This is a genomic window from Blautia sp. An249, from assembly GCF_002159835.1.
GTDB classification, from domain to species: Bacteria; Bacillota; Clostridia; order Lachnospirales; family Lachnospiraceae; genus Blautia_A; species Blautia_A avistercoris.
On the sequence record NZ_NFJL01000007.1, the window covers coordinates 71,814 to 84,911 of the forward strand.

The window sequence follows — 13,098 nt, forward strand, 5'->3', positions numbered from 1 at the left end:
ATGCCAAAAGAGTACAGAACCATACAGGAAGTTGCAGGTCCTTTGATGCTGGTAAGAGGGGTAGAAGACGTAGCCTTTGATGAACTGGGCGAAATTGAACTGGCCAATGGGGAAACCCGCCGCTGCAGAGTACTGGAAATTAACGGACAGGACGCTCTGGTTCAGTTATTTGAGAACTCCACCGGTATTAACCTTTCTAACAGTAAAGTAAGATTCCTGGGAAGAAACATGGAGCTGGGTGTATCTGCAGATATGCTGGGTCGTGTCTTCGATGGTCTGGGCCGTCCTATCGACGATGGTCCTGAAATTCTTCCGGATGAGAGAAGAGATGTAAATGGTCTGCCAATGAATCCGGCGGCCAGAAGTTACCCGGAAGAATTTATTCAGACAGGTGTATCTGCCATTGACGGTCTGAATACTCTGGTACGTGGACAGAAACTTCCGATTTTCTCTGCTTCCGGTCTGCCCCATGCACAGTTGGCGGCACAGATTGCCAGACAGGCAAAGGTACGGGGAAAAGACGAACAGTTCGCCGTTGTTTTCGCAGCTATGGGTATTACCTTTGAAGAATCCAACTTCTTTGTGGAAAGTTTTAGAGAGACGGGAGCGATTGACAGAACCGTTCTCTTTATTAACCTGGCTGACGACCCGGCAGTAGAACGTATCGCCACACCGAAAATGGCTTTGACCGCAGCCGAGTATCTGGCTTTTGAAAAAGGAATGCACGTTCTGGTTATCCTGACCGATATTACCAACTATGCAGACGCTCTGCGTGAAGTATCTGCAGCCCGTAAGGAAGTTCCGGGACGCCGCGGTTATCCCGGTTATATGTATACAGACCTGGCTTCCATTTATGAGAGAGCCGGTCGTCAGAGAGGCAAGGACGGAAGTATCACCATGATTCCGATTCTGACCATGCCGGAAGAAGATAAGACGCATCCTATCCCTGACCTGACTGGTTATATTACGGAAGGTCAGATTATCTTAAGCCGTGAGTTATACAGAAAAGGCGTAACACCGCCCATCGACGTTCTGCCGTCTCTGTCCCGTCTGAAGGATAAGGGAATCGGAGAAGGAAAGACCCGTGCGGATCATTCCAATACCATGAATCAGCTGTTTGCCGCTTATGCCCGTGGTAAAGAGGCAAAAGAGCTGATGACCATTCTGGGAGAGGCAGCTCTTTCCGATGTGGATTTGATTTATGCAAAATTTGCAGATGCCTTTGAGAAGGAATACGTATCTCAGGGTTACGACGCTAACCGTGATATTGAAGAAACTCTGGAAATTGGCTGGAAACTGCTTTCCATTTTACCGAGAAGCGAGCTGAAACGTATTGACGATAAATTCCTGGATATGTATTATGGGAAATAAGGAGAACCGTGGACAGTAGGAGGTGAAGGATTTGGCATCTACCCAGGTAAATCCGACCCGAATGGAGTTGACCAGGCAGAAGAAAAAGCTGGTAACTGCCGTGAGAGGCCATAAGCTTTTAAAGGATAAAAGAGATGAGCTGATGCGTCAGTTTCTGGATCTGGTACGGGAAAATATGAGACTCCGTGTGAAAGTAGAAGCCGGTATCCGCTCGGCCAATACCAACTTTGTCATTGCAAAGGCAGGGATGTCGGAGGAGACGTTAAACACTGCTTTGATGGCGCCCAAACAGGAAGTATATCTGGAAACCGATAAGAAGAATGTAATGAGTGTGGATATTCCCGTTTTTGAATATAAAACCAGGACTTCTGACGCAAATGATATTTATTCTTACGGGTTTGCATTTACTTCCAGTGATCTGGACGGCGCGGTGAAATCTCTGGCAGATATTCTGCCGGATATGCTGAAGCTTGCAGAGAGTGAAAAGGCCTGTCAGTTAATGTCAGCAGAAATTGAGAAAACGCGGAGACGTGTAAATGCTCTGGAGCACGTAATTATTCCGGAAGCACAGGAGAATATCAAATACATTACCATGAAGCTGGATGAAAGTGAGAGAAGTACTCAGATTCGTCTGATGAAGGTAAAAGATATGATGCTGGAAGAGGCGCACCATTACAGCGAAAGACCTGTAAGGGAAGCCTGAGAATTCTTGCAAGAAGAGGGTGATGAAAGAAAAAGGCTGATTTCACCAGCCTCTTTTTGCGTTAAAAATCAACAGAAAGTGACGATGGATAATATGCCGGTTTACAGTAAAGGAATTGAAACAAAACGAAAATTTATCATACTGACGTATAATAAACTCTGCAATCACGAAACTTCTGAATTGACAGTAAGAAGCCTTGCAAAAGAAAACGGATGTTCGGCAGCAGCTCTTTACCGTCATTTTGATAGTCTGGAATATTTAATAACCGTGGCTTCTGTCCGGTTTCTGGATGAATATATGAAACAATATGCCAATTTACTGGACAGCGACAAAGATTTCAGGGAAATATACATAGAAGGGTGGGAACTGTTTAACCACTATGCCTTTGCCCGCCCGGATATTTATTACCGGTTATTCTGGGGAAAAGACAACAGCATTTTCGGCACCGCCTTTCAGGAATATTTCGAGCTGTTTCCATTTAAGGGCTCGGAGAAATATACGGCCCACTATTATATTCTGTTGTTTAACGAAGATATGCAGGAGCGGGATTTTATGATGCTGCGCCGTATGGAAAATATGGGCCTGATCAGCAGTGAAGATGCGTTGTATTTCAGTTATACAAACCCCCTTATTGCACGCGGAATGCTAAGGGACGCCATGGATCTGCCCGATGAAAAGAAACAGGAAAAAGAGAAGTTCTGTAATAAACTTCTCAGAAAAAATATGGAGAGAATTTTAAATTCATAGAGAGACTGCCTCCGGGCTGTTGTGGAAAGCTGCTGTAAAATACAGCGGCTTTTTCTTTTTTTTAAAAAAAGTGAACGTGTTCACTTGACTAAATGAGAAGATAACGTTATAATAAATAAAAATGTAAACATGTTCACTTTTGGAAACCGGAAACTTAGGAAAGTATTGTGGGATAAAAGGAGATAAAGGATGACGGGGAAGAAGAACAGACCTCTCAGACTGGGAATGCATACCTATACACTGCATTTCTTCGGGTTTGGGGAAAGCTGGGGTTTTGGGAAGGATTACTATTTTGACCAGGTTATGTCTCTGGATGAATTGATGGAAAAAGCAGCGCAGTGGGAATTGGACGGACTTCAGATTACCAAGGTGGATTTGCTGGCTGCTGGCGCTGCTGAGCCATTCTCAGAAGAAAACCTGAGAAAAGTTGCTGCAAAGGCGAAAGAACTGGGACTGTTTCTGGAATTCAACTCCTCTTTTCAGGCAGGCAGTGATTCCAGGGTAAACTGTACAGTCAGGGAAGCGCTTCAGATTGGGCATTGGCTGGATGCGGAACTGGTTAAATTCAGTCTGGATATTAAACGTCCGAAAAATTTATACGGTTCCTGTATGCATCCGGAGATTATGGGACAGATGGCGCAGCGGTATGAAGAATTCCGGGATGCCATTCCGTTAATAGAGGAATACGGAATGCAGATCGCCATTGAAAATCATACAGATACCTTTGCAGATGAGATCTTATGGATGGTGGAAAAGCTGAACCATCCGCTGATTGGAACCTGTGTGGATACCATGAATCCTCTGCAGGTAATGGAAAATCCGTATGAAGCGATGGAAAAAATGCTGCCGAAGGCGTATTGCTGTCACTTCAGCGACGATAAAATCGTGGTGGATCCACTGGGCGTACATGATGTGGGCGCAGCCCATGGACAGGGCTCTATGGACTGCCCGAAAATGATTTCCCAGATACGGGAAAAATCTTCTATGGATAAAATTATTTTTGAAAATGAAATCGCTTTTGAAAGTCTGGATGAACCTATTGAAAATGCAAGGGCGAGAGAACTTCAGGCCTGTGAAGAAAGCGTACAGTATCTTCGGAACGTGTTAAAACTGGGTGTAAGAAACAGGGGGTAGGAAAAATGACAAAAGAGCAAATGATTCATAATGCGGCAATGGAGATCCTGCAGGATGTGGGAATTAAGATTCTGAATACAAAGGCAGTGGAGATTCTGAAGGAAAACGGGATTCGTGTGGAAGGAAACACTGCGTACTTCACAGAAGAACAGGTGATGCACTGGGTAAAGATGGCTCCGGAATCCTTTACCATTTATGCCAGAAATCCCAGATACAATGTAGTTATGGGAGATAATCATATCAATCCGGCGCCTACGTATGGATGTGCTTTTCTGGATGACTGGGAAGGAAACCGGCGTCCGGGAACGATGGAAGATTACATAAAGTGCTTAAAACTGATTCAGGCAGAAGAAAATTATTCGATTAATGGAGGGATCCTGGTCCACCCAGGAGATGTGCCGGAGGAAACGGCAGCATTTCGGATGTTCTGCGCTACGCTTTTACATTCGGATAAAGCCATTATGCTTCCCACAGGATTTAAGAAAGAGATGGAGCTGATGATGGAAGCAGCGGAAGGAATCTTCGGAGGAAAAGAGGCGCTGCTGGAAAAACCGCGGATGATAGCTCTGATAAATACCGTATCCCCGCTGACTCTGGATGAACGGATGCTGGATTGTCTGATGCTGCTTGCCCAATATGGACAGCCGGTGATTCTGTGTCCGGCCACTATGCTTGGAGCAACAGGTTCTCTGTCCATGGCAGGAAGCCTTGCAAGCGGAACAGCAGAGGATCTGGCAGGGATTGCTCTGGCTCAGATGATACGTCCCGGAACTCCGGTCGTATTCGGAATCCAGTCCACGGCAGCAGACATGCGTGGCGGCATTACCTTTGCCTGCGCGGCGCCGGAAGGTACGAAAATGCAGGGCTTTGCAGCCCGGATGGGAAAATTCTATGGAATGCCTTCCAGAGGGGGCGGCTGTCAGACAGACGCTCCGGTCATTAACTGTCAGGCAGGCTACGAATCCATGCTTACCTTTTCCTCAGCTTACCGCCACGGGATTAACCTGATAATGGAGGCCGGAGGAGTTATGGACAGCGTAAATGCCACGTCTTTTGAAAAGATGATTATAGACTTTGAGATTATTCGTCAGGTGAAAGCATCCTTTGCGCCTATTGAAGTCAATGAGGAAACGTTAAATCTGGAAGAGATAAAAGAAATCGGCCATGACGGCAGTTTTGTGACGGCAGATTATACCCTGGATAATTTTAAGGATTTGTATGATCCCCATATCGGAGCAAGAAACGCCACAGATCCTGCATACTTCCGGGAAGAGATTGAAAAGGAAATCCAGAGACTTCTGAACGTTTATGAGAGGGAATGTCCGAAACTGCAGGAAGCGGATCTGGAAGTTTTAAAAGGAGTAATGGAAAAAGCAGGTATTCAGCCTGAGGAGATGGAAAAGATTGCTGCTATGTAAACGGAAGCAGGAAAAGGGGGAAAATATGAGAATAACAGGTGCGAAACGCTGGTTTGTTGTGGCGCTGTGTGCATTGATGGCCGGGATTATGGTCTATGTGCCATTTCTGCGGTACAGCTATTACGACCAGATGTGCGTATTATTTACCCAATATAAGCAGGTGGTCCCGGCGGATTCCGTAAATGGTTTTATTGGTGACTTTGGTATGGCATTTGGGATTGTTTCCATGCTGGGTTATCCTTTTGGCGGAATTTTTGCCGACCGCTTTTCAGAAAAGTGGCTTTTAATTGCCGGCGGAATTCTGATGGGTGTCTGTTCCTTCTGGTTTGGAATCGTGCCGGGAAAGACAGCGGTTATTATTATACATCTTCTGTATGGTGTGGGAACCAGTTTCTTAATCTGGTCTGCATACCTGAAATTAACCAGAAAAATGGGGAACGCCAGGGAACAGGGACGGATGTTCTCCACGTCAGAGTTTGTCCGTGGAATTTTCGGAATGTTGATTGGCTTTGCGGGAGTGGCTTTTCTCGGGAAGGCGGTACTCCCTTCCGGAGAGCTCGAACCGGCGGCTCTGGGAGTTCAGTGGAGAAATCTGATGTTCATAAGCGGCGGGCTGTTCTTTCTGTTTGCTCTTCTGGTGCTTCTCTTTATCCCCGCCAGGGTTACGGGAGCTGAAGAGAGGGGAGATGAACCCCAGGAAGCATTCAGTCTGGGAAATGTCATCCGTGTACTGAAACTTCCGGGAACCTGGATGATTTCCGCTTTGGTTTTCTGTTGTTTTTCTTTTACTTCGGCGGGAAACGGTTATCTGGGAGCGTATACAGTAAATGTGCTGGGCATTTCTGAGACAACGGCAAGTACCTTTGCTATTATCAGGAATTACATTATTGCAGCGGCAATGACTTTTGCCATTGGTTTTATTTCTGATAAAATCGGATCCAAGGCGAAAACACTGGGGATTTATCTGGCTGTTGCCTCTGTTCTCTGTGCGGCTCTCATATTTACAAAGAGCGCCTTTATCCTGTGCCTTGTTATTTCATTTGCATTTGCCATTGTATACTCGGGAATGCGGGGGATTTATTTCGCGACGCTTAATGAAGTAGGGATTCCCCTTTCTATGACAGGGATTGCCACCGGAATCATTTCCATGCTCTGTTATCTGCCTGATGTTTATTTTGCCAAGCTGGCGGGAACCTGGCTGGATGCTTATGGAAACAAAGGATACGATGCGATTTGGTTCTGGGCGATTGGGTGCGGAATTCTGGGAATTGTAACGGCTGTGATTACTTACCGGTATTCCAGAAAACTGCAGAGAAACCAGGAACAGAAAGAGCAGTAAACGGGGGTGTGAAAATGACCCAGAGTTATAAGCTGATTGCAGCCATATTAGTAATTGCGGATCTTATTTTTTGCTTTGGGATTGGCCTGAAAACCAGAGGAAAGTCCGACAGTGCGGAGGAATATTTTATCGGCGGGAAAAAGACGGGAACCGTACTTTTATTTCTGACCGCCTGGGCCAGTTTCAGCGGCGCAGGAAATTTCATCGGTCAGGCCGGAAGAGGGGCTATGCAGGGAATCAGCGCCTACTGGCTCTGGCTGGGAGAGGGATTTCTGGGAGGAATTCTCATGGGCTATCTTCTGGCTCCTTATCTGTCCGGATTTAAGTATTTTTCTATGCCCCATTTTATTGCAGATTATTTATTCGGCGGCGATCCTCAGATCCGGAGAGTGGGCGGAGTTGCAGCCTTAATGCCAAATGTAGTCTGGCCGGGAGCGCAGATTATGGGGGTGGCTTACGTACTGGAACTGGTCTTTGGAATTGACTATCGGATTGCGGTTATTGTATGTGGAATTATTTTTGTATTTTACACAGTAAGCGGAGGACTGAAAGCGGTTATTTATGCTGACGCACTGCACGGAACGATTCAGATGTTTTTTGCCATTTTCGTAATCGTTTTCGGCCTCAGACTGTTTCATTCTGATTTCGGCTATTTAAGGGAACAGATTATTCAGGTGGATCCGGATAAATGGAATTTATTTGTGGACAAACCTATTGTGATTATTTCCAGCTTCTTAACGGGATTAGTAGGGGCAGTTTCGAATCCCATATTCTGGAACCGGGCATTTGCTGCAAAAGATGTAAATACTGCAAAGAAAGCCTACGGACTTACGTTCTTTTTGAATATTATTCTGGTATTCCTTATGATTTTGCTGGGGATTGTTTCTCTTATGTTCAGTAATCAGGGAGATCAGGCTCTGGTATGGCTGATACAGAATAAAATGCCGCCTCTGTGCAGCATTATTCTGGCAGAAAGTGTGCTGGCGGCCTGTATGTCCTGCGCCGATACCCATTTAAATTGTGCTGCGGCCAACGTGGTATCGGATATACTGGATCCGGAAAACAGGCTGGAAGCGTCTGTCAGTGTTCGTTATGCGAAAATTGCAACTCTTCTGGCGGGAATTGTGGCAATCCTTTCCGGACTGTTTGGCTCTTTTATTTATGCACTGGGAACCTACGGATATACCATCTGCGGAGGTGTTTTAATACCGGCGTTTGTAATTGGATTTCTGGCAAGAGACAGAAAGTCTGAAGAATACCGTTCCAGGATGAGCGTAACTGCCGCTAAAATCGGCATGTCAGCCGGAATTCTTGCGGCAATGGCCTTTGAATTGGTTCCGGCATTAAAAGGTATTTTCGGAGGAGGAGTGATTCCTGCTATAGCAGTAACTTCCATAGGAATGCTGGTATCAAATTGCTTCTGTAAGGATCAGACCTGGAAACAGAATCAGGATTTCTGATAAACGGAAAAGCCGCATATTCTCCGGTCGTTTAACCGACCGGGAATATGCGGCTTTTCTATTTGGAAGTTAAGTGAAGTTTCTTAATTCTTATTTTCCGTAGTAAGATCTTAAATAGATGTCTTTCAGTTCGGCGATCAGTGGATATCTCGGGTTTGCGCCTGTACACTGGTCGTTAAATGCCTGTTCAGACATTTCATCCAGAGTTTCCAGGAAGTATTTCTCATCCACACCGTAAGCCTGAATGGAGTCTTTGATCTCGATTTCCTTCTTCAAATCTTCCAGTTTCGCAATGAATTTTTCCAGAACTTCTGCATCGTCTTTTCCGGTTAATCCAACATAACGGCCGATTTCTGCATAACGTGCCATAGTGTTCGGATATTCGTACTGTGGGAAAGTTCCCATCTTCACCGGAACTTCAGCAGCATTGTAGCGGATTACATTTGTCAGAACCACTGCGTTTGCCAGACCATGAGGCAGGTGATGGAACGCGCCTAATTTATGGGCAAGTGAGTGGTTTACTCCCAGGAACGCGTTGGCAAATGCCATACCGGCCAGGCAGGAAGCGTTTGCCATATGATCTCTGGCTTCTACATCGGTGCCGTCTTTGTAAGCACGCGGCAGGTAATCGAATACCAGCTTGATAGCCTGCAGAGACAGTCCTCTTGTATAATCAGAAGCCATGATAGATACATAGGATTCAATAGCGTGAGTCATAACGTCGATACCGGAAGCGCAGGTAAGACCTTTTGGCTGGCTCATCATGTTGTCGGTATCCACGATTGCCATGTTCGGCATTAACTGGTAATCAGCCAGCGGCCATTTTACACCGGTATCCTGATCGGTGATGATAGCGAAAGGAGTTACCTCAGATCCTGTACCGGAAGAGGTCGGGATGGCTACGAAGTAAGCTTTCTCACCCATCTGCGGGAAGGTGTAAACACGTTTCCGGATGTCCATAAAGTCCATAGACATATCAGAGAAATCAGCTTCCGGATGCTCGTAAAGTACCCACATAACTTTACCGGCGTCCATAGCGGAACCACCGCCCAGTGCAATAATGCAGTCCGGTTCAAATGCGCGCATAGCAGCGGCGCCGGCCTTTGCAGATGCCAGGGTAGGATCCGGCTGTACATCATAGAAGCAGGTATGTACAATTCCCATGGAATCCAGTTTATCTTCAATTGGTTTGGTGTAGCCGTTTTTGTAAAGGAAAGAGTCTGTTACGATGAAAGCACGTTTCTTATGCATAATGGTTCCCAGTTCATCCAGGGCAACAGGCATACAGCCCTTCTTAAAGTATACCTTCTGCGGCAGTCTCATCCAGAGCATATTTTCTCTCCTTTCAGCTACGGTCTTAATATTAATTAAATGTTTTACTCCAACGTTTTCAGATACAGAGTTTCCGCCCCAGGAACCGCAGCCCAGAGTCAGAGACGGCTCTAAACGGAAGTTGTATAAGTCACCGATACCGCCGTGAGAGGAAGGAGTATTCACCAGGATACGGCAGGTCTTCATAGCAGCCGCATGTTTTGCCATTTTTTCTTTTTCTCTTACATCAATGTATAAAGAAGAAGTATGGCCATAGCCGCCGTCGGCAACTAACTGTTCTGCTTTTTCCAGAGCTTCGTCGAAGGTTTTCGCCTTGTACATAGCCAGTACAGGAGAAAGTTTCTCATGGGCGAATTCTTCGGAAATATCTACAGATTCTACTTCTCCGATCAGAATTTTGGTTTCAGCAGGAACCGTTACCCCTGCCATTTCTGCGATTTTTGCAGCAGGCTGTCCCACGATTTTGGCATTTAAAGCTCCGTTGATGAGGATAGTTTTACGAACTTTATCCAGTTCATCCCCTTTTAAGAAATAGCAGCCTCTGTACTGGAATTCTTTTTTCACTTCATTATAAACTTTATCCAGAACTGTTACGGACTGTTCCGATGCACAAATCATACCATTATCAAAAGTTTTGGAGTGAATAATGGAGTTTACCGCTACTTTAATGTCTGCTGTCTCGTCAATAATTACCGGAGTATTTCCGGCACCTACGCCAACGGCTGGTTTTCCGGATGAATATGCTGCTTTTACCATTCCCGGTCCGCCGGTTGCAAGGATAATATCAGCTTCTTTCATAACCTGGTTTGTAAGTTCCAGAGAAGGAACATCAATCCATCCGATAATACCTTCCGGAGCGCCGGCGGCAACAGCAGCCTCTAAAACAACCTTGGCAGCTTCGATGGTACATTTTTTCGCACGGGGATGCGGGCTGATAATGATGGCATTTCTGGTCTTTAAGCAGATTAATGTCTTAAAAATTGCAGTGGAAGTGGGGTTTGTAGTAGGAATAACCGCAGCAACCAGACCGATAGGCTCTGCAATCTTCTTAATGCCATATACAGGGTCGTCTTCCAGAACGCCGCAGGTTTTGGTATTTTTATATGCGTTGTAAATGTACTCAGCAGCGTAGTGATTTTTGATTACCTTATCTTCTACCACACCCATGCCGGTTTCTTCTACTGCCAGTTTTGCAAGAGGGATACGGGCTTTGTTAGCAGCCGTAGCAGCAGCAAGGAAAATTTTATCAACCTGTTCTTGGGTGTAGGTTGCGAAAATGGCCTGAGCCTCTTTCATTGCCTTCATTTTCGCTTCCAGTGCCTCAGCAGTGTCAATCACCTGTGGAATCGTGTTTTCTTTCTTTGTTGCCATGATAAACCTCCTTCATGAAATAAAATTAATAGTGGAAAAATAAGAACTACCCCTCAAGTTTGTTAAATTATTGACAAGTTCTATTTGCCTTCATTATATCATGTGTTAAAAAATTGTCAATGATTTTTTTGATAAAAATTTAACAAAATTTGGAGGTACGAATTGGTAGAAATGTCAGAAAGGAACTCTTTAAAACAAAAAGAAGAGAAAAGTCTCTCTGAAATGAAATAATTGTATAATTAATTATAAGGTATTCTGGGGGATTTGTCGAGTAAAATTAAGGTAAAATAAGAAAGAAAAAGAGCCGTGTTTCATCCCGTTTTACTGTGGGATGACACGACTCTCAGTAAGGTTTATTTTTTTAAATTGGCCCGTTTTCGTTCTCTCGGATCCAGTATTTTCTTGCGGATACGCAGGCTTTTGGGGGTTACTTCCAACAGCTCGTCCCGGTCGATAAATTCCAGAGCCTGTTCCAGGCTGAGAATTTTAGGGGGCGTCAGTTTTAATGCTTCATCGGCAGAAGAGGAACGGGTATTGGTTAAGTGTTTGGTTTTACAAACATTTAATTCGATATCTTCTGCTTTTCCGTTCTGGCCGATGACCATACCGCTGTAAACTTTCTCTCCCGGTCCCACAAATAAGGTTCCCCGATCCTGAGCGGAGAACAGACCGTAAGTAACCGTTTCACCGGCCTCAAAAGCAATCAGGGAGCCCTGCTTCCGGTACTGGAGATCTCCTTTGTAAGGAATATAGCCTTCAAAGCTGGTATTTAAGATACCGGTTCCTTTGGTGCTGGTAAGGAATTCGCCCCGGAATCCAATCAGTCCTCTTGCGGGAATGGAAAATTCCAGACGTACGGATCCGTCGCTGGCGGTGCTCATTCCCTGAAGTTCGCCCTTTCTTTCGCTTAATTTCTGGATGACCGTGCCGGAAAACTCTTCCGGAACATCCACATAAGCCAGCTCCACAGGTTCCAGTTTCTGTCCCCGTTCATTTTCTTTATAGAGAACTTCTGCCTTGCTGACAGCGAATTCGTAGCCTTCTCTTCGCATATTTTCGATGAGAACAGATAAATGAAGCTCCCCGCGTCCGGAGACTTTAAAGCATTCTGTGGTATCTGTATCTTCCACACGAAGGCTGACATCTGTGTTAAGTTCCCGGTACAGACGCTCTCTTAAATGACGGGAGGTTACGTACTTGCCTTCCTGTCCGGCAAGGGGGCTGTCGTTTACCATGAAATTCATAGAGATGGTAGGCTCGGAAATCTTCTGGAAGGGAATGGGCTGGGGATTTTCAGGGGAGCACAGAGTGTCCCCGATATGGATTTCAGCGATTCCTGAGATTGCCACAATGGAGCCGACAGAAGCAGTTTTTACTTCTACTTTATTTAATCCGTCAAATTCATAAAGCTTGCTGATTTTTACACGCTGGTGTTTTTCCGGATCGTGGTGATTTACCAGAAGGACTTCCTGATTGACAGAAAGAGAACCGTTCTCAATTTTTCCCACACCGATTCTTCCCACGTATTCATTGTAATCAATGGTGCTGATCAGAACCTGAGTATCGGCGTCCGGATCTCCCTCCGGGGCGGGAATGTATTTTAAGATGGTCTCAAAAAGAGGCTCCATATCTTCCGGGGTGTCTTTCAAATCTAAAACGGCGTGGCCTGCTTTGGCAGAAGCGTATAAGAACGGACAGTCAAGCTGTTCGTCGGAGGCGTCCAGATCCATCAGAAGTTCCAGAACCTCATCAATGACTTCGTTTGGACGGGCCTCCGGACGGTCAATTTTATTAATGCAGACAATCACATGGAGGTCAAGCTCCAGGGCTTTCTTTAATACGAATTTCGTCTGAGGCATTGCCCCTTCAAAGGCATCTACCAGAAGGATGACACCATCGACCATTTTCAGGACACGTTCCACTTCTCCGCCGAAATCTGCGTGGCCGGGGGTATCAATAATATTAATTTTTGTATCTTTATAGTAAACGGCTGTATTTTTTGATAAGATGGTGATACCGCGTTCCCGTTCAATATCATTGGAGTCCATGACACGTTCCTGAACCTCCTGATTTTCCCGGAAAACGCCGCTTTGTTTCAGGAGCTGATCCACTAAAGTGGTCTTTCCATGGTCAACATGTGCAATGATGGCTACATTACGAATATCTTCCCTCTTGATTTTCATAACAAATCAGAATCCTTTCTTATTATTATATCATTCATTG

At 45.4% G+C, this 13,098-nt stretch carries 9 protein-coding genes; 7 read left to right on the plus strand and 2 right to left on the minus strand.

Annotated features, from left to right (window positions below):
• The 7 genes from B5F53_RS08360 (at position 1) to B5F53_RS08390 (ending at position 8,172) form a co-directional block, all read left to right on the plus strand.
• Complete coding sequence (locus tag B5F53_RS08360) at positions 1–1,371, plus strand: V-type ATP synthase subunit B (protein WP_087222285.1); 1,371 nt, start codon at positions 1–3, stop codon at positions 1,369–1,371.
• Positions 1,372–1,402: 31 nt separating this feature from the next.
• A complete protein-coding gene (locus B5F53_RS08365; RefSeq protein WP_087222287.1) occupies positions 1,403–2,074 on the plus strand; it encodes a V-type ATP synthase subunit D in 672 nt (223 codons plus the stop codon).
• 84 nt (positions 2,075–2,158) lie between these two features.
• Positions 2,159–2,821: a TetR/AcrR family transcriptional regulator gene (locus B5F53_RS08370; RefSeq protein ID WP_140398229.1), complete on the plus strand. Its 663-nt coding sequence runs from the start codon at positions 2,159–2,161 to the stop codon at positions 2,819–2,821.
• Positions 2,822–3,010: 189 nt separating this feature from the next.
• Positions 3,011–3,955, plus strand: a complete 945-nt coding sequence (locus B5F53_RS08375) for a sugar phosphate isomerase/epimerase family protein (RefSeq protein WP_087222291.1) — start codon at positions 3,011–3,013, stop codon at positions 3,953–3,955.
• Between the two features lie 5 nt (positions 3,956–3,960).
• Complete coding sequence (locus tag B5F53_RS08380) at positions 3,961–5,373, plus strand: trimethylamine methyltransferase family protein (protein WP_087222293.1); 1,413 nt, start codon at positions 3,961–3,963, stop codon at positions 5,371–5,373.
• A gap of 25 nt (positions 5,374–5,398) precedes the next feature.
• Positions 5,399–6,712: an MFS transporter gene (locus B5F53_RS08385; protein ID WP_140398230.1), complete on the plus strand. Its 1,314-nt coding sequence runs from the start codon at positions 5,399–5,401 to the stop codon at positions 6,710–6,712.
• Between the two features lie 14 nt (positions 6,713–6,726).
• Positions 6,727–8,172, plus strand: a complete 1,446-nt coding sequence (locus B5F53_RS08390; protein ID WP_087222297.1) for a sodium:solute symporter family protein — start codon at positions 6,727–6,729, stop codon at positions 8,170–8,172.
• A gap of 90 nt (positions 8,173–8,262) precedes the next feature.
• Here B5F53_RS08390 and adhE read toward each other — a convergent pair whose 3' ends face one another.
• The gene (gene adhE, locus B5F53_RS08395) at positions 8,263–10,875 is read right to left on the minus strand and encodes a bifunctional acetaldehyde-CoA/alcohol dehydrogenase (RefSeq protein ID WP_087222299.1); all 2,613 of its coding nucleotides are present in this window, start codon (positions 10,873–10,875) and stop codon (positions 8,263–8,265) included.
• 353 nt (positions 10,876–11,228) lie between these two features.
• Positions 11,229–13,058, minus strand: a complete 1,830-nt coding sequence (typA, locus tag B5F53_RS08400) for a translational GTPase TypA (RefSeq protein WP_087222301.1) — start codon at positions 13,056–13,058, stop codon at positions 11,229–11,231.
• Positions 13,059–13,098 lie beyond the last annotated feature (40 nt).